General features: G+C 65.8%; 22 protein-coding genes. 11 read left to right on the top strand and 11 right to left on the bottom strand.

The genetic code is table 11. The annotated features are described in order from the left end of the window. The first annotated feature begins 77 nt into the window (after positions 1 to 77). Positions 78 to 992 carry a sulfite exporter TauE/SafE family protein gene (locus tag ASE91_RS01660; protein WP_055998785.1) on the top strand — a complete coding sequence of 305 codons (915 nt, stop codon included), beginning with the start codon at positions 78 to 80 and terminating at the stop codon, positions 990 to 992. Next, complete coding sequence (locus tag ASE91_RS01655; RefSeq protein ID WP_056622057.1) at positions 989 to 1,750, top strand: TIGR02186 family protein; 762 nt, start codon at positions 989 to 991, stop codon at positions 1,748 to 1,750. Before ASE91_RS01660 ends, ASE91_RS01655 begins: the two co-directional genes overlap by 4 nt. Positions 1,751 to 1,771: 21 nt before the next feature. On the opposite strand, the gene ASE91_RS01650 is transcribed toward ASE91_RS01655, so the two are convergent. The 11 genes from ASE91_RS01650 to ASE91_RS01600 form a co-directional block, all read right to left on the bottom strand. Next, positions 1,772 to 2,269 carry an MmcB family DNA repair protein gene (locus ASE91_RS01650; RefSeq protein WP_056622055.1) on the bottom strand — a complete coding sequence of 166 codons (498 nt, stop codon included), beginning with the start codon at positions 2,267 to 2,269 and terminating at the stop codon, positions 1,772 to 1,774. 62 nt (positions 2,270 to 2,331) lie between these two features. Further along, positions 2,332 to 2,919, bottom strand: a complete 588-nt coding sequence (locus tag ASE91_RS01645; RefSeq protein WP_235530246.1) for a cell wall hydrolase — start codon at positions 2,917 to 2,919, stop codon at positions 2,332 to 2,334. Between the two features lie 188 nt (positions 2,920 to 3,107). Continuing rightward, a complete protein-coding gene (locus ASE91_RS01640) occupies positions 3,108 to 3,443 on the bottom strand; it encodes a DUF1491 family protein (protein ID WP_056622051.1) in 336 nt (111 codons plus the stop codon). After that, positions 3,440 to 3,931, bottom strand: a complete 492-nt coding sequence (locus ASE91_RS01635; RefSeq protein WP_056622050.1) for a PaaI family thioesterase — start codon at positions 3,929 to 3,931, stop codon at positions 3,440 to 3,442. Before ASE91_RS01635 ends, ASE91_RS01640 begins: the two co-directional genes overlap by 4 nt. Next, positions 3,891 to 4,358: a PTS sugar transporter subunit IIA gene (locus ASE91_RS01630; RefSeq protein ID WP_056622048.1), complete on the bottom strand. Its 468-nt coding sequence runs from the start codon at positions 4,356 to 4,358 to the stop codon at positions 3,891 to 3,893. The genes ASE91_RS01635 and ASE91_RS01630 overlap by 41 nt, the downstream gene beginning before the upstream one ends. A gap of 1 nt (position 4,359) precedes the next feature. Continuing rightward, entirely contained in the window at positions 4,360 to 4,956 is a 597-nt protein-coding gene (hpf, locus tag ASE91_RS01625; protein ID WP_055998798.1) for a ribosome hibernation-promoting factor, HPF/YfiA family, read from the bottom strand. Positions 4,957 to 5,014: 58 nt separating this feature from the next. Further along, positions 5,015 to 5,701: a DNA polymerase III subunit epsilon gene (dnaQ, locus tag ASE91_RS01620; protein ID WP_056622045.1), complete on the bottom strand. Its 687-nt coding sequence runs from the start codon at positions 5,699 to 5,701 to the stop codon at positions 5,015 to 5,017. Positions 5,702 to 5,708: 7 nt separating this feature from the next. Beyond that, the gene (gene coaE / locus ASE91_RS01615; RefSeq protein WP_082453752.1) at positions 5,709 to 6,305 is read right to left on the bottom strand and encodes a dephospho-CoA kinase; all 597 of its coding nucleotides are present in this window, start codon (positions 6,303 to 6,305) and stop codon (positions 5,709 to 5,711) included. Beyond that, the gene (locus ASE91_RS01610; protein ID WP_055998802.1) at positions 6,302 to 7,111 is read right to left on the bottom strand and encodes a shikimate dehydrogenase family protein; all 810 of its coding nucleotides are present in this window, start codon (positions 7,109 to 7,111) and stop codon (positions 6,302 to 6,304) included. Before ASE91_RS01610 ends, coaE begins: the two co-directional genes overlap by 4 nt. Then, entirely contained in the window at positions 7,108 to 7,704 is a 597-nt protein-coding gene (locus ASE91_RS01605) for a Maf family protein (RefSeq protein WP_082453751.1), read from the bottom strand. Before ASE91_RS01605 ends, ASE91_RS01610 begins: the two co-directional genes overlap by 4 nt. After that, positions 7,701 to 8,519 carry a pyruvate, water dikinase regulatory protein gene (locus tag ASE91_RS01600; RefSeq protein ID WP_055998804.1) on the bottom strand — a complete coding sequence of 273 codons (819 nt, stop codon included), beginning with the start codon at positions 8,517 to 8,519 and terminating at the stop codon, positions 7,701 to 7,703. The genes ASE91_RS01605 and ASE91_RS01600 overlap by 4 nt, the downstream gene beginning before the upstream one ends. A gap of 307 nt (positions 8,520 to 8,826) precedes the next feature. Between ASE91_RS01600 and hemE the strand changes: the two genes are divergently transcribed. From hemE to ASE91_RS01555, 9 genes are all read left to right on the top strand, one after another. After that, a complete protein-coding gene (hemE, locus tag ASE91_RS01595) occupies positions 8,827 to 9,861 on the top strand; it encodes a uroporphyrinogen decarboxylase (RefSeq protein WP_056622043.1) in 1,035 nt (344 codons plus the stop codon). Further along, positions 9,858 to 10,313, top strand: a complete 456-nt coding sequence (locus ASE91_RS01590) for a CopD family protein (protein WP_056622042.1) — start codon at positions 9,858 to 9,860, stop codon at positions 10,311 to 10,313. Before hemE ends, ASE91_RS01590 begins: the two co-directional genes overlap by 4 nt. Before the next feature lie 145 nt (positions 10,314 to 10,458). Continuing rightward, positions 10,459 to 11,715, top strand: a complete 1,257-nt coding sequence (gene rho, locus ASE91_RS01585) for a transcription termination factor Rho (protein ID WP_055786574.1) — start codon at positions 10,459 to 10,461, stop codon at positions 11,713 to 11,715. Between the two features lie 199 nt (positions 11,716 to 11,914). Further along, on the top strand, positions 11,915 to 12,145 hold the full coding sequence (locus ASE91_RS01580; protein WP_055998811.1) for a DUF6489 family protein: 231 nt from the start codon (positions 11,915 to 11,917) through the stop codon (positions 12,143 to 12,145). Further along, positions 12,135 to 13,427, top strand: coding sequence for a tRNA uridine-5-carboxymethylaminomethyl(34) synthesis GTPase MnmE (mnmE, locus tag ASE91_RS01575; RefSeq protein WP_056622040.1), 1,293 nt, complete (start codon positions 12,135 to 12,137; stop codon positions 13,425 to 13,427). Before ASE91_RS01580 ends, mnmE begins: the two co-directional genes overlap by 11 nt. 22 nt (positions 13,428 to 13,449) lie before the next feature. Continuing rightward, positions 13,450 to 15,276: a tRNA uridine-5-carboxymethylaminomethyl(34) synthesis enzyme MnmG gene (mnmG, locus tag ASE91_RS01570; protein WP_056622038.1), complete on the top strand. Its 1,827-nt coding sequence runs from the start codon at positions 13,450 to 13,452 to the stop codon at positions 15,274 to 15,276. Next, a complete protein-coding gene (rsmG, locus tag ASE91_RS01565) occupies positions 15,273 to 15,893 on the top strand; it encodes a 16S rRNA (guanine(527)-N(7))-methyltransferase RsmG (protein ID WP_055998817.1) in 621 nt (206 codons plus the stop codon). Before mnmG ends, rsmG begins: the two co-directional genes overlap by 4 nt. Further along, positions 15,890 to 16,669 carry a ParA family protein gene (locus ASE91_RS01560; RefSeq protein WP_055998819.1) on the top strand — a complete coding sequence of 260 codons (780 nt, stop codon included), beginning with the start codon at positions 15,890 to 15,892 and terminating at the stop codon, positions 16,667 to 16,669. Before rsmG ends, ASE91_RS01560 begins: the two co-directional genes overlap by 4 nt. Beyond that, on the top strand, positions 16,666 to 17,592 hold the full coding sequence (locus ASE91_RS01555) for a ParB/RepB/Spo0J family partition protein (protein WP_056622036.1): 927 nt from the start codon (positions 16,666 to 16,668) through the stop codon (positions 17,590 to 17,592). The genes ASE91_RS01560 and ASE91_RS01555 overlap by 4 nt, the downstream gene beginning before the upstream one ends. The last annotated feature ends 17 nt before the right edge of the window (positions 17,593 to 17,609 follow it).

The raw sequence follows: 17,609 nt of genomic DNA, 5'->3' as shown, positions 1-17,609 counted from the left end.
CGCATCCGCGCGTTTTCAGACAGGGTCTAAGGCGTCTGGCTGGCCGAAGCGCCACGAACGCGGTAACCGGGGCGACCATGGATCTCTACCTTCCCATCGCCAACCTGTCGGTCAATGCGCTGGTCATCGTCCTGCTGGGCGGCGGGGTGGGGTTCCTGTCGGGGATGTTCGGCGTCGGCGGCGGGTTTCTGACCACGCCGCTGCTGATCTTCTATGGCATTCCGCCGACCGTCGCCGCCGCGTCGGCCGCCAGCCAGGTGACCGGGGCCAGCGTGTCGGGCGTGTTCGCGCATCTGCGGCGAGACGGCGTCGATTTCCGTATGGGATGGGTGCTGGTCGCCGGCGGCGTGCTGGGATCGATCGCGGGCGCGGGCATCTTCCGGCTGCTGCAATCGAGCGGGCAGATCGATACCGTCATCGCCATCCTGTACGTGGTGATGCTCGGGTCGATCGGCGCGCTGATGCTCAAGGAGGCGATCGTCGCCGTGCGGGTGTTGCGTGGCGCGATTCCGCCCCGACCGGCGCGGCGACGCCACCATCCGCTGGTCGCGGCGCTGCCGCTGCGGTGGCGATTCTATGCGTCGGGGCTGTATATCTCGCCGTTCGCGCCGTTGTTGCTGGGGTTCGCGACCGGCATCCTGACCGTGCTGCTGGGGGTCGGTGGCGGGTTCATCCTGGTGCCGGCGATGCTGTATCTGCTCGGCATGGGGACGCGGGTGGTGGTCGGCACGTCGCTGTTCCAGATCCTGTTCGTCACCGCGGCGGCGACGATGATCCATGCGCTGACGACCAAGGCGGTCGATATCGTGCTGGCGGTGCTGTTGCTGATCGGATCGGTGACCGGGGCACAGATCGGGGCGCGGTTCGCGCAACGGGCCAAGCCCGAATATCTGCGGCTCGCGCTGGCGATCATCGTGCTGGCGGTGGCGTTCCGCATGGCGCTCGGGCTAGGATGGCGGCCCGACGATATCTTTACGGTGCAACCGGTATGAAGCGGGCGCTGATCCTCGCGCTGCTGGCCCCGCTGACGATGGCGGCGGCGGCACCGGTGCTGGTCCCCGACGTATCGACCCGCGACGTGCGAATCGCGTACAGCTTTACCGGTGCCGAACTGCTGCTGTTCGGCGCAATCCTCTATCCCGGCGGGCGGGTGCCGCAGGGCGATACCCCGGCGGAGGTCGTGGTGGTCGTCAAGGGGCCACCCGAATCGATCGTGGTGCGCGAGAAGGAAAAGGTTGCCGGAATCTGGGTTAACGCCGACCAGATGCGCTACCGCTCCGCTCCGTCCTTCTACGCGATCGCATCGGCGCGGCCGATCGAGCGGATCGTCGACGAACGGACGCGGGCGATCTACGAACTGGGGCTCGACAGCCTGCAATTATCGCCCAGCGCGGGCACGTCCGCCGAAGATCAGGCGCGCTTTGCCAAGGGGTTCGTCACGGTGCGGCAGCGTGCCGGACTGTATGTCGAGGCACCGAACGCGGTCGAGATTACCGACGACGTGCTATACCGCGCCAACATCACCATTCCGGCGCGGGTTCCGGTCGGGACGTTCACAGCCGAGACGTTCCTGATCCGCGACGGCCGCGTGCTGGCCGCCGCCGTGCGCGAGATCGATATCCGCAAATCGGGATTCGAGCGGTTCGTGGCGATGGCGGCGCAGGATGCGTCGGTGCTGTACGGGCTGGCGGCGGTGCTGCTGTCGGTCGGGTTCGGCTGGGCAGCGGGAGCGCTGTGGCGGCGGTTTTGACGCGAAACGACGACCGCCGCCTCAGAAGCCCTGGATCGCGTCCGGGTCGATCGCACCGATCAGCCGGCGGGCGGCGCGGCGGGCAAAGGCAAGGGTGCAGCGTTTGCGGACATGGGCGGGCAGGGGGGTCGTCGCTGCCTCGCGCAGGATCGTCGCTTCGTAGCGGTCGGCGACGATGATGCCGGTGCGATCGGGCAGGAACGCCTCACCGCGCAGCGGTGCGACATCGAAACCGGCCGGGACCGCCCAGAAATAGCGGTCGCAGGAGCCGAGATAGTCGGTCCATTTGCCGTCGCCGAGCAGGTCGGCGCGCGAAACCTTGATCTCGACGATGACGATCTGTCCGCGGGCATCGATCGCCATGAGGTCGGCGCGACGTCCGCCATCGAGCGGGACTTCGGCCATCGCGGTGAGATCATGGGCCAGCAACATGCGGGTGACGCCGCGCGCAACCTCGGCAGCGGTCAGCGGATAGGGATCGGGTGCGGGCGGCAGAACGCCGAGGGCAAGACTGGCCATCGGCCGATCATAAGAACATTATGCGAACGATGGAAGCGCCTTCCGGCGACCGTCGGTGCAATTCAGCGATAAAAGATGTGGTTGCCGAGCGATGCGACGCGGGTGCGGCTCCATTTCGGGCTGACCCGACGGGCGTGGAAGAACAGGGCACCTTCGGCCGGGCTGTCCCACAGATCCTGCGTGGCGATGCGGGCAATGGCGACGGCGGTCTTCCATGCAGCACGGCTGGTATCGACATCGGGCAGGCGGCCGCCTTTTACGAACGAAAACTGGCCGCGCTGGGTCAGGACGCCGCAGACCGAGGCCGGGAAACGGCCCGATGTGGTGCGGTTCAGGATGACATCGGCGACGGCGAGCTGCCCGGCAAGCGGTTCACCCTTCGATTCATAATAGACGCCGATCGCGAGACAGTTGAGTTCCGCGTCGTCGATCGTCGCAGTCTGGGCGGCGACGGCGGCGTCGAGCGTGGCGAAATCGCTGTCTGGGTCGATCGCAACGGCGGGCTTAGCGGCAGCAATATCCTGAACGATTTCAGCAGGAGCGGCGAATTGCACCGGAACCTTTGCCGGGGTGGACAGGTTGGTAACGTGTCCGGGCGAGGCGGTTTCCTCGGCAGATAGTGGTGCGCCCGTTCCGGCGAAAAAGGTCATGGCGGTAACAACCGCCATGGGGAAGCGCAGCTTCATCCGTCGTCACTGTTATGCGGTGAACCGGCACGCCAAACCCGTTCCACGTGGAACCCGTGCGCCTGCCCCCCGACTGCGCCACCGATCGAAATCCTGACCGGACCAGCGCTTGTCTTCGTTGGAAAGCGGGTACGGTCCCAAAGGTTAACAGGTCAATTCGCCCACAGCGTTTCAGCGGCCAACGGTTCGACTGCTGCGACGATCGCCTCGACCACCCATATATCCGGGTCACGCGTGCGACGTGCCCGCCAATAGTCGGTCAGCGCCGCTTCGCCTACCAACTCCGGTTTGCGCTGGACGATCCGCGATCGTCCGTCGAGATCGCGCTCGCGCTCGAACAGGCGGACGGTCCCGTCGCGATCGATGGCGAGCAGCAGTACGATACCGGAATCCCGGTCGCCCCGGGCGAGCACCATCGCGCTGCCGCCGGCATTCTCCACCGCGCGCACAAAGGCGTTGACGCGCAACGCCGTCGGCCAGTCGCTCATGCCTGTGCGTAGCCAGGCAGGGTGGCGAGCGGGATGCGGCTTTTCATGAAGGTGCCGGTACCGCGCGCCGCTTCCTCGCCATCGCCGTCGATTAGATGCGCGTCGGCGATGAACACGCGTCGCTTGCCGCTGACCCAGCGCCCTTCGGCAATGATCCGTCCGGGACCGAGCGGTCGTTGCAGCAGCAGGTTGAACGCAGTGGTCAGCAGAAAGCGGTCGGTCACCAGACTGTTGGCGGCATAGAAGGCGGCATCGTCGAGCATCTTGAAATAGGTCGTACCATGCGCCGCGCCGGCGGCATGGAAATGGCGCTCATCGATGGTGAAATGAATGCGCGCCACGCCGGGCTCGACGATTTCCAGCCGGGAATCGAACATGCGGTTGATCGGCGCGACGGCATAGAGTGCTTCCAACGCCCGGAAATGCGCCGCTTCGCCGGCGGGCGTGTCAGGCAGCGTCACGCGCCTCGACACCCGACAGCAATGCATAGAGTGCGTCGGCCGAACCGGCCCCGCGCAGTTTTGCCCGGAACGTCGCATCACGCAGCGCGCGCGAAACCCGGGCCAGCGCCTTCAGATGGTCGCCGCCGGCATCGGCCGGGGAGAACAGGGCGAAGATCAGATCGACCGGCAATTCGTCGACCGCGCTGAAATCGATCGGACGCGCCAGCCGCAAGAAGACGCCGCGCACCGCGCCGGGCGGGTCGAACCGGACATGCGGGATGGCTATGCCACCGCCGAATGCGGTCGTGCCCAGTTTTTCCCGATCGGCCATGCGATCGGCAAGCAGCTTCGCATCGACCTCCGTCGCCGGTGCGGCGACGGAGGCGATGTGGGTAAACAACGCCTTGCGGGTGCCGGCGGAGCTATTCGCCAGCACCGTTTCGGGCGTCAAAAGATCCTGGAAATCGTACAAGTCAGGCTGCGCGATTGGGCTCGACCCAGCCGATCGTGCCGTCGTGGCGGCGATAGACCATATTGAACGATCCGGTGCCGCTGTTCTTGAACAGCAAAGCGTTGGTATTGCGCAAGTCGAGCATCATCACCGCGTCGGACACGCTGGCATCGGGCACGTCGACCCGGGTTTCGGCAATGATGAGGGGGGCGTCGGGAACCTCCTCTTCCTCCTGCTCACCGCCGAAGACGGTGTAGCCGGCATTGTCGAAGCCGTTGTCATAGCCACCCGCCTCGTTCATCGCGACGACCTGTGCGGCGTTGCGATCCTTCAGGCGGCGGGTGTAGCGGCGCAGCTGCTTTTCGATCTTGTCGGCGGCACCGACGAACGCGCCCTGCGCCTCCTGTCCGCTATTATGCCCCTTCAGGACGAGGCCCTGCGTCACGTGGCAGACGATGTCGCATACGAAGCCGTTATCGTGCGGCCCCTTGCTGAAGGTCGCGTTCGCCGAAATCGCGCGCTGGAAATATTTGTCGGCGATGCCCTGGAGACGCTCCTGGACCATCTCCTTCAGTGCGTCCCCAGTGTCGACCTGGTGCCCCGAAACCCGGATGTCCATGTAATCCTCCGTCATTGTGAAATCGTGTGAGCCGCTGAAAGCGGGTGGTGTCAACGCCTCACGTCGCAGACTGGCCCCATAACGGGTCCTTCAAAGTCGCGACGAAGGCGGCGTGGACCGCAAGTTCGTCGGCACTCGGCGCAAAATATCGCGCCGGACGTGCTGCTGCCGGCGTAGCGATCCCGACCGTTTCGACGATGATCGTCGGTGAGGTGTCGAGCCCGAAGCCGATCTGGCGACCGCCCATCAGTTCGACATAGACCTGTGCCAGCAACTGCGCGTCGAGCAGTGCGCCGTGCAGCACGCGGCGGCTGCGATCGATGCCGAAGCGGACGCACAGGGCGTCGAGGGTGTGCTTGGCCCCGGGATGGCGGCTGCGCGCCATCGCCAGCGTATCGACCATGCGGGTAAGACAGACCGGATCGCGCCCGCATGCACCCAGTTCGCCGTTCAGAAAGCTGAAATCGAACGTCGCATTATGCGCGATTAGCGGGCTGTCGCCGATGAACGCCAACAGATCGTCGATCGCGGTATGGAAGGCGGGTTTGTCGGCGAGGAACGCATCGGACAGGCCGTGGACCGCCTCCGCTTCCTTGGGCATCGATCGACCGGGGTTGAAATAGGCATGATAGACATTGCCGGTCTCGACCCGGTTGACCAGTTCGACGCAGCCGATTTCGACCAGCCGGTCGCCTTCCGCAAATTTGAAGCCGGTGGTTTCGGTATCGAACACGATCTCGCGCATTGCGACCTTATCCGCCTTCGCCGCCCCCCATGCAAGCGACGAGCGCGGCGACTTGCGCCCTGGTCGCGGCGAGTGTCGTGTCGGTGTGGATAAGATGCGTCGCGCGCTGCCGTTTTTCGGCGTCGGGCAGTTGCGAGGCGAGGATCGCGGCAAAGGCCGACTCGGTCATGGTCGGGCGCGCCATAACGCGCGCGCGCTGGACATCGGGCGCGGCAGTGACGACGGCGACCGAGTCGCATCGCGCATCGCCGCCGGTTTCGAACAGCAACGGGACGTCGAGCACGACCAACGGTGCGTTGGCATGGCCGTCTAGGAAGCGTTGCCGCTCGGCCGCGACGGCGGGATGGACAATCGCTTCGAGCCGATTGCGCGCCGCCGGGTCGTCGAAGATCCGGTCGCGCAGGATTGTGCGGTGCAGGCCGTCGGGTCCGGTCGTGCCGGGGAAAGCCGCTTCGATCGCCGGGAGCAGCGCACCGTCCGGTCCTTGCAGCCTGTGTACGGTCGCATCGGCATCGAACACCGGCACGCCGAGATCACGAAACATTCCGGCAACCGTCGACTTGCCCATCCCGATCGAGCCGGTGAGGCCGAGGATATGGGTCACGCCACCAGTCGTTCGCGCAGTTCGTCGTCGCGATCGCGGGGCGGGGCGGCACCGAAGAACAGTTCGAACGCCAGCGCCGCCTGCCCAACCAGCATTTCGAGGCCGTCGACCGTGTCGAGCCCGCGATCATGCGCCTGCGCCAGTAGCGGCGTTTCGATCGGCGCATAGACCGCGTCATAGACCACCGCATCCTGCGGCAGCGGCGCGAGATCAATGGCGAGCGGGGGCTGGCCGGTCATGCCGAGTGTGCTGGCATTCACCAGCAGCCTGACCGACGGCAGCGGCGCGGTCAGCGGCAGCGCGTCGCCCTTCAACCCGAAGGTTGCGAGCAGCGCGGCGGCCTTGAGCGGATTGCGGTTGAGGACGGTTACCCGGCCGACGCCCAGTTTCGACAGCGCGAACAGGATCGCGCGAGCGGCACCACCGGCACCGATCACCGCGACCGGTTGTCTGATCAGGTCGAGGCCGGCGATCGGAGCGTGGAAACCTGCCGCGTCGGTGTTGGTCCCGATCCAGTCGCCGCCTTCGCCGCGGAACACGGTGTTGATCGCACCGATCGATCCGCGCACATCGCCCGGATCGGCGACATGGTCGAGTGCGGTCAGCTTGTGCGGGACGGTGACGTTGCAGCCGCGCCAGTTCGGATCGGTCCGCCGCGCGGCGAAATAGTCGGCCAACGCCGCCGGTTTCACGTGGAACCTTTTATACTCGGCATCGATGCCGAGCTGGTCGAGCCAGAAGCCGTGGATCAGCGGCGATTTGGATTGGGCGATCGGATCGCCGATCACTTCGGCATAGGGCTTCATGCGGGCAACATTCCCCGTTGGCGCAGATAGCGCGCGATTTCGAGCAAGGGCATGCCGAGGATCGTCCAGTGATCGCCGTCGATCCGGTCGAACAACTGCACGCCCGGCCCCTCGATCCGGAAACAGCCGACGCAGCCGGCAATCGCCGGCCATTCGGCGTCGAGATAGGTTTCGATAAAGGCGTCGGACAGCGGCCGGACGGTCAGTCTGGCATGGCCGATATGCCGCCAGACCGGACGACCACCCTCGACGAACACCGCCGCGCTGAACAGGTCGTGGCGTCCACCGGACAGCGCGCGCAGATGCGCGGCGGCATCGGCGCGGTCGACCGGCTTGTCGAGGACGGTACCGTCGGCCAGCGCCACCACCGAATCTCCGCCGAGCACCATCGCCCCGCCGACGCGGGTCGCGGCGCGCATCGCCTTCATTTCGGCGAGTGCGTCGGCAAGGTCGCGAGGTTTTAGATGTTCGCCGGCCAGCGCCGCCTTCGCCGCCTCTTCGTCGAGGCCGCTGGGGATCGCGTCGTGCGGGATGCCGGCGGCATCGAGCATGGCGCGGCGGGTCGCACTCATCGAGGCGAGGACGAAGCTCATGCGCGCGGCTCGATACGGCGTTCGTTGCACAGGGTGATGATCGCCGCCGCCGTTTCCTCGATCGAGCGGCGGGTGACGTCGATCACCGGCCAGCCATTGTCGGCGAACATCCGCCGCGCGAACGACAGCTCGCGCACCACCGCATCCTGTTCGACATAATCGGTGTCGGGCATCTGGTTGAGCGACAACAGCCGGTTGCGGCGGATCGCGATCAGCCGGTCGGCGCTGGTCGTCAGCCCGACGACCAGCGGGCTGTTCAGCCGGAACAGGATCGGCGGCGGCGGGCTTTCGACGACGATCGGGATATTGGCGGTCTTGTACCCGCGATTGGCGAGATAGATCGACGTCGGCGTCTTGGAGGACCGCGAGACGCCGGCGAGGACGATGTCCGCCTCTTCCCAATCCTCCGACGCGATGCCGTCGTCATGGGCGATGGTCCACTGGATCGCATCGACCCGCGCGAAATAGGCGGCGTCGAGGCTGTGCTGCCGCCCCGGACGCGCCTTCGCCTCCTGCCCCAGCAGGCTCGACAGCGCATGGCTGACCGCGTCCATCGGCGCGACGATCGGCAGGCCCAGCGCGGCGCAGCGTGCCTCCAGCATCCGCCGGATCGCCGGATTGACCAGCGTGTAGAGGACCAGTCCGGGATTGACCGCGATTTCGGTCAGAATGCGTTCGAGATGCGCTTCGGATCGCACCATCGGCCAGAAATGGCGCATCGTATCGACATCGTCGAACTGCGCCAGCGCCGCCTTGGCGATATTCTCCAGCGTCTCGCCGGTGGAGTCGGACAGAAGGTGGAGGTGCAGCCGCATACGGGGCCTTTCTGCACAAGGCTGTGGATAACTCGGGGGCAGGGGCTAGCGTAACTCGCCCCCGCCGCCAAGCTGTGGAAAAGCCCGATATCGATCCCGAGTTATCCACAATCCCGACACAGGCCGCAATTTTATCCACAGCCTGTGGATAACGGGGATGACATTCGGGGAATCGGCGGACTCGCGTGGGTTTCGTCCCGTCAATCTGTTGGCATTTCGGGTAATCCACCATAAGCCCCGTTACCCACCGCCCAACTACTTCCAACAACCCTATTAGATTCTACTTCTTGGTAGAGGAGCGACGACGCTGACCGGTCCTGCATCCCCGAAACCGCTTCTCCAGGTGCTGGCCGGGGAAAAGCCGTCCGTGCCGCCGCTGTGGCTCATGCGGCAGGCGGGGCGGTATCTGCCCGAATATCGCGCGCTCCGTGCCGAGAAGGGCGGCTTCCTCGATCTGGTGAACGACCCGGCCGCCGCGACCGAAGTGACGTTGCAGCCGCTGCGCCGCTTCGCGTTCGACGGGGCGATCCTGTTCAGTGACATTCTGATGGTGCCGAACGCGCTGGGGCAAAAGCTGTGGTTCGAGGCGGGCGAGGGGCCGCGACTGGCGCCCGAATTGCGGACGCGGGCGGGGATCGACGCGCTGGTGCCCGATACGACGATCCTAGACCCGGTCTATGCGACGGTTCGCGGTGTGGCGACTTCCCTGCCAGCGACGACGACCTTCCTCGGCTTCGCAGGATCGCCGTGGACGGTCGCCACGTACATGATCGCAGGCAAGGGTAGCCGGGAACAGGCCGAGGCCCGGCGTATGGCCTATGGCGATCCGGCAGCGGTGCAGACGCTGATCGACCGGATCGTCTCGATGACCATCGACTATCTGGCGGGGCAGGTCGCGGCCGGGGTCGAGGTGGTACAGCTGTTCGACAGCTGGTCGGGCAGTCTTGCGCCGGCCGAGTTCGAACGCTGGGTGATCGCGCCGACGGTGGCGATCGTCGAGGGACTGCGGGCACGGTGTACCGTGCCGATCATCGGTTTCCCCAAGGGCGCGGGTGGCAAGCTCGCCGCCTATGCGCGCGAGACGGGGGTCGATGCGATTGGCCTCGACGAGACCGTCGATCCGGTCTGGGCGAACGCGGCATTGCCGGCGGGCCTGCCGGTGCAAGGCAATCTCGATCCGTTGTTGCTGATCGCCGGGGGCGAGGCGCTCGATGCCGGGGTCGACCGGGTGCTGGCGGCATTCACCGACCGGCCGCATGTCTTCAACCTTGGCCACGGCATCCAGCAGGACACACCGATCGCGCATGTCGAGCGACTGGTGGCGCGGGTGCGCCGGGCATGAGCGGGTTTCTGGGCAGCGCGTATCTCTGGGTGAAGGCGGCGCATATCGTGTTCGTCATTTTCTGGATGGCGGGGCTGTTCATGCTGCCGCGCTATCTGGTGCATCATCAGGAAGGGCTTGCCGACCCGGCCGAGCCGCCGCGCTGGATCCGGCGTGAGGCGTTGCTCCGGCGGATGATCCTGACGCCGGCGATGGTGATCGTCTGGGTGCTCGGGCTGCTGCTCGCCGCCAACGTTGGCCTGTTCGACGGCGGGGCCGGGCTGGGGTGGCTCCATGCCAAGTTGCTCGTAGTGGTGCTGCTCAGCGCCTATCATGGCTGGGCGGTCGGCTATGCGCGCAAGCTGGCGGCGGGGCGGCCGACGCTGACGCCTAGGCAGTTGCGGCTCGCGAACGAACTGCCGGCGCTGGCGGCGATCGCGGCGGTGGTGCTGGCGGTGGTGAAGCCGTTTTAGCAGGGCGATACGCTTGACTTGAAGCGAGCCGCGACCTAGTCCATCCGGCAGTGGTGCCCGGTCCTCGGTGCGCCCGTCCCAGCCGCTTGCGTCCGCTTGTCTTTGCCGACCTTGCCTCCTCATCGCTGATCTGGACCACCCCCCGATGCATCTCAAAGATTTAAAGAAACACGCCCCCGCCGAACTGGTCTCGATGGCCGAGGAACTCGGGGTCGAAGGCGCGTCGACGATGCGCAAGCAGGACCTGATGTTCGCGATCCTGAAGGCGCGCGCCGAGAATGGCGAGCAAATCATGGGCGTCGGCACGATCGAAGTGTTGCAGGACGGCTTCGGCTTTCTGCGCAGTCCAGAGGCCAATTATCTGGCCGGGCCGGACGATATCTATGTCTCGCCGAACCAGGTGCGCAAGCATGGCCTGCGCACCGGCGATACCGTCGAGGGCGAGGTTCGCGCGCCGAAGGATGGCGAGCGCTATTTCGCGCTGAGCAAGCTGGTGTCGGTCAATTTCGACGATCCCGATGCGGTCCGTCACCGCGTCAACTTCGACAACCTCACACCGCTGTATCCCGAGAGCAAGCTGACGCTCGATCAGCTCGACCCGACGGTCAAGGACAAGTCGGCGCGGGTGATCGACATCGTGTCGCCACAGGGCAAGGGCCAGCGCACGCTGATCGTCGCGCCGCCGCGCGTCGGCAAGACCGTCATGTTGCAGAACATGGCGAAGGCGATCACCGACAACCATCCCGAAGTGTTCCTGATCGTCCTGCTGATCGACGAACGCCCGGAAGAAGTCACCGACATGCAGCGCAGCGTAAAGGGCGAGGTGGTGTCCTCGACCTTCGACGAACCCGCGCAACGCCACGTCCAGGTCGCCGAAATGGTGATCGAGAAGGCCAAGCGGCTGGTCGAGCACAAGAAGGACGTCGTGATCCTGCTCGACAGCATCACGCGTCTCGGCCGTGCCTACAACACGGTCGTGCCGTCGTCGGGCAAGGTGCTGACCGGCGGTGTCGATGCGAACGCCCTGCAGCGGCCGAAGCGTTTCTTCGGTGCGGCGCGCAATATCGAGGAAGGCGGGTCGCTGTCGATCATCGCCACCGCGCTGATCGATACTGGCAGCCGCATGGACGAAGTGATTTTCGAAGAGTTCAAGGGCACCGGCAATTCGGAAATCGTCCTCGACCGCAAGGTCGCGGACAAGCGCATTTTCCCGGCACTCGACGTTGGCAAGTCGGGCACCCGCAAGGAAGAGCTGTTGGTCGACAAGACCAAGCTGTCGAAGATGTGGGTCCTGCGCCGCATCCTGATGCAGATGGGCACGATCGACGCGATGGAGTTCCTGCTCGACAAGATGAAGAATTCGAAGACCAACGAAGATTTCTTCGACAGCATGAATCAGTGATCGAGCGCGCCCTGCGACATGCTGTCGCAGAAGACGCGCCGATCCGGCCGGCGGGGCAACGCCCCGACCGACGACGCGGGCCACGCCCGCGTCCGCCCCAGACCCAACGCCCGCTTTCCCACCCGGAAATGCGGGCGTTGTCGCATTCCGGGCAATTTCCGCCTATCGTGGTGCAATCACTCCCACGCGAAGGGCTGCCATGAAGATCAACGTCGAAGTCGAGTGCACCCCGGAGGAAGCCCGGCGCGCGATGGGCTTGCCGGACTTCACGCCTATCCACGAACGTTATGTCGCCATGCTGGGCGAAACGATGGAAAAGGGGGCCAGCCCCGAATTGCTGAACCAGCTGATGCAGAGCTGGGCGCCGATGGGCGAGGCGGGTATGACGTTCTGGCGCAAGATGTTCGAAACGGCGGGCCGTGGCGGCTGACACGATTTTTGCGGTGTCGAGCGGACGTCCGCCCGCCGCGATCGCCGTACTGCGCATTTCCGGTGCCGGTGCAATCGGTGCGGCCACCCGGTTGGCGGGTAACGTCCCGCGACCACGGCATGCCGGCGTCCGTGCGCTACGCGACCCTGCGGATAACCAGTTGCTCGATCGTGCGCTGGTGCTGGTCTTCCAGGGACCAATGACCGCGACCGGCGAAGATCTGGTCGAACTGCATCTGCATGGCGGGCGGGCGGTCGTTGCCGGTGTCGAGCGGGCGCTGTCCGGCATGGACGGGCTGCGGGTGGCCGAGCCCGGCGAGTTCACCCGGCGTGCCCTGACGCATGGTCGCATCGACCTGACCGAAGCCGAAGGGCTTGGCGATCTATTGTCGGCCGAAACCGATGCGCAGCGGCGGATGGCCTTGGCCAATAGCGACGGACGATTGCGGCGCGCGGTGGCGGACTGGACGGCCATTGCGACGCGGCTGTCGGCGATGGTCGAGGCGGTGCTCGACCATGCCGATGAGGATGATGTTGATGCCGGCGACGACGTGCTGGCTGGCGTCCGGCGCGAGGCGGCGACACTGGCCGATACGATCGATGCAGTGCTGGCAGTGCCACCGGTCGAACGTCTGCGCGATGGCATCCGCGTCGTGCTGGCCGGACCGCCCAATGCTGGCAAGTCGACGTTGCTCAATGCATTGGTCGGTCGCAAGGCAGCGATCGTGTCGCCGCTCGCGGGAACGACGCGCGATGTGATCGAGATTCCGGTGACGCGCGGGGGGATCGCATGGCTGTTCCTCGACACGGCCGGGTTGCGGAACGAAGCCATCGATCCGGTCGAACGGATCGGAATCGATCGTGCGACGGACTCGATCGCGACTGCGGATATCGTGCTGTGGTTGGGCGACGACGCGCCGCCGCAAGCCGCATCGGTTCTTGCCTTACATCCACGCAGCGACGTCCGTGGCGAAGCTGTTCCGGCGGATCGTGTCGCGGTGTCCGCCGAAACGGGGGAGGGGCTGTCCGAACTTTGGCAGGCGCTGACGGAGCGAGCGTCGACAATGCTGCCGAAGGTCGATGATCTGGCACTGAACCAGCGGCAGTCAAGCCACGCCCGGACAGCGGCGGCGGCGCTGCGACGTGCTGCAACGCAGCTCGACCCGCTGTTGCTGGCCGAAGAATTGCGCTATGGCGTTCAGGCATTCGCGGCGCTGACCGGAATGCGCGCGACCGAAGCGGTTCTTGACGATCTGTTCGGACGCTTCTGTATCGGCAAATGATGTTCCACGTGGAACCCAGTACATGACCTTTGATGTAATCATCGTCGGTGGCGGCCATGCCGGTACCGAAGCAGCGTCGGCAGCGGCGCGACGCGGCGCAACGACGCTGTTGATCGATTTCGATCCGACGCGGATCGGGGCGATGTCGTGCAACCCGGCGATCGGCGGGTTGGGCAAGGGGCATATCGTTCGCGAGATCGATGCGCTCGACGGGCTGATGGGACGCGCCGCCGATGCTGCGGCGATCCATCACCGTATGCTCAACCGGTCGAAGGGATCGGCGGTGCAGGGGCCCCGGGTCCAGGCCGATCGGGTCCGCTATGCGCAGGCGGTGCGGGGATTGCTGGCGCACCCCAAGCTCACGATCCTGGCGGGCGATATCACCGCGCTGACGACCAACGCGGGCCGGGTCACCGGGGTCGAACTGGCCGACGGTACCCGGATCGCAGCGCCGACAGTCGTTCTTGCGACGGGTACGTTCCTTGCCGGTACGATGTTTCGGGGCGAGGAGCGATCGATCGGGGGCCGGGTCGGCGAGCGGGCGGCGACCCGACTGGGTCGGCAGCTGCGCGACTTGTCGTTGCCGATCGCCCGGTTGAAGACGGGGACACCGCCGCGGCTGGATGGCCGGACGATCGATTGGGCGGCACTTCCTGAACAGCCGTCCGATGCGGATATATGGACGATGTCGCCGCGGTCCGATCCGGCGAAGCGACTGCCGCAACTTGCCTGCGCGATCGCCCGGACGACGGCCGAGACGCATGACATCATCCGCGCCGGGCTTGACCGGTCGCCGCTATTCAGCGGTTCGATCGAGGGGCGTGGTCCCCGCTATTGCCCGTCGATCGAGGACAAGGTGCATCGGTTCGGCGACCGTGACGGGCATCAGATCTTCCTCGAACCCGAGGGGCTGGATACGCATCTGGTCTATCCCAACGGCGTCTCGACCTCGCTGCCGACCGATGTGCAGCTGGCAATGCTGCGCAGTGTCGCCGGGCTGGAACGCGTCGACATCGTCACGCCGGGTTATGCGGTCGAGTATGACTATATCGATCCGCGCGCGCTCGGGGCCACGCTTGCGTTGCGGGCGCTGGGCGGGCTGTATTTCGCGGGACAGATCAACGGCACGACCGGCTATGAAGAGGCGGGCGGGCAGGGGCTGATCGCCGGCGCGAACGCCGCCGGCGAGGCGCTGGGATTCGAGCCGCTGATCCTGTCGCGCGAGAGTAGCTATATCGGCGTCATGATCGACGATCTGGTGTTGCAGGGGGTGTCGGAGCCGTACCGGATGATGACCGCGCGTGCGGAGTATCGGCTGCATCTCCGGTCGGACAATGCGGCGACCCGGCTTGGCGTGATCGGTGCTGCTGCGGGTCTGTTGTCGGCCGGGCGGATCACGCAACAGGCCAAGCGGAGCGAACGGCGTTCGGTGTTGCTGGAGCAGCTGTCGGCCCGGCATTCGGCAACCGCGCTGGCCACCAACGGTGCGCCGGTCGCAGGGACCGATACCCGCAGCGGCGGTGAATGGCTGCTGGTGTCGGGGGTTCGGCCGGAGCATCTCGGGATCGACGGACAGGATGACGTGTTGGGTGAATTGATCGAAGACGCGCGCTATGCCCCGTATCTCGAACGACAGGCAGCGGAACTGGCGGCGGCGAAGGGCGATCATGTGCAGCTGCCGGACGACTTCGCCTATCGGGCGGTGCCCGGCCTTTCCAATGAAATGGTGGAGCGTCTGACGTCGGCGGCACCCGATACGTTGGCGGCGGCCGGGCGCATTCAGGGCGTGACCCCGGCGGCACTGGTCGCGATCCTGCTGCACCATCGTTCGGGCAAGCTGGCGGCATGACCGAAGCCGAAGCGCGGGCGTGGATCGACGAACGGTTCGGGGCGGAGCGGACGGCCATGCTGGCGCGCTTTGCCGATCGGATTGTTGCGGAGACCGAGAACCAGAACCTCATTGCGGCATCGACGGTCGATCGTATCTGGCAACGGCATGTGCTGGATTCGGCGCAGCTGATCCCGTTGGCGAAAACGGCAAATGCCGGCGACTGGATCGATATCGGATCGGGGGCCGGCTTTCCCGGGATTGTCGCAGCGATTCTGACCGATCGGCAGGTTGTACTGGTCGAACCGCGCGCACGACGCGCCGCGTTGTTGGCGGCGATCGCCGACGATCTCGATCTGGCCAATATCGTCGTTCATCAGGCGAGGATCGAGAAGCTGCCGACCACCCGTCCGGCGGCGATCATCAGTGCGCGCGCCGTCGCAAAACTCGCCGCCTTATTCGCAATCGGCCATCGGCATAGCGACGGCGATACGATATGGGTGTTGCCCAAGGGACGTTCGGCGACCGAGGAACTGGTCGAAGCGCGCGCCGCGTGGCGCGGGACGTTTCACGTGGAACACAGTATTACCGATCCGACATCGTCGATCGTGGTCGCCAGGGGAGTGCACCAAGCATGATTTGCATTGCCATCGCGAACCAGAAGGGGGGCGTCGGCAAGACCACCACGGCGATCAACGTCGGTACGGCGCTGGCCGCGACCGGGTTGGATGTGCTGATCCTCGACCTCGATCCGCAGGGCAATGCCTCGACCGGGTTGGGCATCGGCCGCAACGATCGTGAATATTCGACCTATGACCTGCTGGTCGGCGACATGATGCTGCACGAAGCAGCAATCCCGACGCGGGTACCGCGCCTGTCGATCGTCCCGGCGACGGTTGATCTGTCAGGTGCCGAAATCGAGCTGATCGAGTTCGAGGCGCGGACGCACCGGCTCGATCGGGTGGTCGAGGCGAGCGGCGGCAAGTGGGACGTGATCCTGATCGACTGCCCACCGTCGCTGGGCCTGCTGACGATCAACGCCATGGTGGCGAGCCATGCGCTGCTGGTGCCGCTGCAGTGTGAGTTCTTCGCGCTGGAGGGGCTTAGCCAGTTGCTGACGACCGTCGAGCGGATCCGCGGCCGGTTCAATCCGGGGCTGGCGATCCTCGGCGTGGTGCTGACAATGTATGACCGCCGCAACCGGCTGACCGATCAGGTATCGGACGATGTGCGCGCGGTGTTGGGGAAAGTAGTGTTCGATACGGTGATCCCGCGCAACGTCCGTCTGTCCGAGGCACCTAGCCACGGCATGCCGGCGCTCATCTACGACTATCGTTGCGCCGGGTCGGAAGCGTATATCGCGCTTGCCCGCGAAGTAATTGCCCGGCTGCCCGGTCTGGCGGAGGCGGCATGAGCGAACAGGCAGCTCCGCGCCGCCCACGGTCGGGCGCACTGGGCCGGGGGCTCAGCTCGCTATTGGGTGAACCCGATGGCGAGAGTTCGACCCCGCGTCATGCCGGGCCGCCGAGCGGAGTACGGCAGATGCCGGTGACCGCCCTGTCGCCATTGCCCGGACAGCCGCGTCGCTTCTTCGATGAATCGGCGCTCGACGAGCTGGCGGAATCGATCTCGGCGCGCGGCGTCATCCAGCCGATCGTCGTCCGTCCGCATGGCAAGGGCTTTCAGATCGTTGCCGGTGAGCGTCGCTGGCGTGCGGCGCAGCGGGCGCATCTGCATGAGGTGCCGGTGGTCGTCCGCGACTTCACCGATGCCGAGACGATGGAAATCGCGCTGGTCGAAAATATCCAGCGGCGCGACCTGACCGCAATTGAGGAGGCGGAAGGCTATCGCCGGCTGATCGACGAATTCGGTCACACGCAGGAGGCGCTGGCGCATCTGGTCGCGAAGTCGCGCAGCCACGTCACCAATTTGTTGCGGCTGCTCGACCTGCCCAAGCCGATCCAGGACATGGTCGGTGACCAGCGGTTGAGCATGGGACATGCCCGCGCGCTCATCAACGTGCCGGGCGCCGAAACGATCGCCGAGAAGGTCGTCGCCAAGGGGCTGTCGGTGCGCGATGCCGAACGACTGGCGCGCAACGCCCGCGAACCGCGCAACGGCAAGCCAGCGCGGGCGCCGCGCCCGTCGTCGAACGACGCAGGGGGCGATGGTGCCGGCGATGCCGATCTGCGCGCGCTCGAACGGCAACTGGGCGATGTGCTGGGACTGAACGTCGACATCGTCTTCAGCGAAAAGGGCGGAACGATCACCATCGGCTATTCTACGCTCGGTCAGCTCGACATGGTCTGCCAAAGGCTGAGCGGCGAGCGGATCTGACACCCAAAATTTACGCG

Source organism: Sphingomonas sp. Leaf62 (genome assembly GCF_001421915.1).
Classification (GTDB): Bacteria; Pseudomonadota; Alphaproteobacteria; order Sphingomonadales; family Sphingomonadaceae; genus Sphingomonas.
The sequence above is the reverse complement of the archived record's forward strand: the minus strand, read 5'-3'. Positions and strand labels throughout refer to the sequence as shown.

Bases quoted from the DNA above. Each gene is read 5' to 3' on its own strand.
- ASE91_RS01660 (WP_055998785.1), top strand. From the start codon at position 78: ATGGATCTCTACCTTCCCATCGCCAACCTGTCGGTCAATGCGCTGGTC.
- ASE91_RS01655 (WP_056622057.1), top strand. From the start codon at position 989: ATGAAGCGGGCGCTGATCCTCGCGCTGCTGGCCCCGCTGACGATGGCG.
- ASE91_RS01650 (WP_056622055.1), bottom strand. From the start codon at position 2,269: ATGGCCAGTCTTGCCCTCGGCGTTCTGCCGCCCGCACCCGATCCCTAT.
- ASE91_RS01645 (WP_235530246.1), bottom strand. From the start codon at position 2,919: ATGACCTTTTTCGCCGGAACGGGCGCACCACTATCTGCCGAGGAAACC.
- ASE91_RS01640 (WP_056622051.1), bottom strand. From the start codon at position 3,443: ATGAGCGACTGGCCGACGGCGTTGCGCGTCAACGCCTTTGTGCGCGCG.
- ASE91_RS01635 (WP_056622050.1), bottom strand. From the start codon at position 3,931: ATGCATTGCTGTCGGGTGTCGAGGCGCGTGACGCTGCCTGACACGCCC.
- hpf (WP_055998798.1), bottom strand. From the start codon at position 4,956: ATGGACATCCGGGTTTCGGGGCACCAGGTCGACACTGGGGACGCACTG.
- dnaQ (WP_056622045.1), bottom strand. From the start codon at position 5,701: ATGCGCGAGATCGTGTTCGATACCGAAACCACCGGCTTCAAATTTGCG.
- ASE91_RS01610 (WP_055998802.1), bottom strand. From the start codon at position 7,111: ATGAAGCCCTATGCCGAAGTGATCGGCGATCCGATCGCCCAATCCAAA.
- ASE91_RS01605 (WP_082453751.1), bottom strand. From the start codon at position 7,704: ATGAGCTTCGTCCTCGCCTCGATGAGTGCGACCCGCCGCGCCATGCTC.
- ASE91_RS01600 (WP_055998804.1), bottom strand. From the start codon at position 8,519: ATGCGGCTGCACCTCCACCTTCTGTCCGACTCCACCGGCGAGACGCTG.
- ASE91_RS01590 (WP_056622042.1), top strand. From the start codon at position 9,858: ATGAGCGGGTTTCTGGGCAGCGCGTATCTCTGGGTGAAGGCGGCGCAT.
- rho (WP_055786574.1), top strand. From the start codon at position 10,459: ATGCATCTCAAAGATTTAAAGAAACACGCCCCCGCCGAACTGGTCTCG.
- ASE91_RS01580 (WP_055998811.1), top strand. From the start codon at position 11,915: ATGAAGATCAACGTCGAAGTCGAGTGCACCCCGGAGGAAGCCCGGCGC.
- mnmG (WP_056622038.1), top strand. From the start codon at position 13,450: ATGACCTTTGATGTAATCATCGTCGGTGGCGGCCATGCCGGTACCGAA.
- rsmG (WP_055998817.1), top strand. From the start codon at position 15,273: ATGACCGAAGCCGAAGCGCGGGCGTGGATCGACGAACGGTTCGGGGCG.
- ASE91_RS01560 (WP_055998819.1), top strand. From the start codon at position 15,890: ATGATTTGCATTGCCATCGCGAACCAGAAGGGGGGCGTCGGCAAGACC.
- ASE91_RS01555 (WP_056622036.1), top strand. From the start codon at position 16,666: ATGAGCGAACAGGCAGCTCCGCGCCGCCCACGGTCGGGCGCACTGGGC.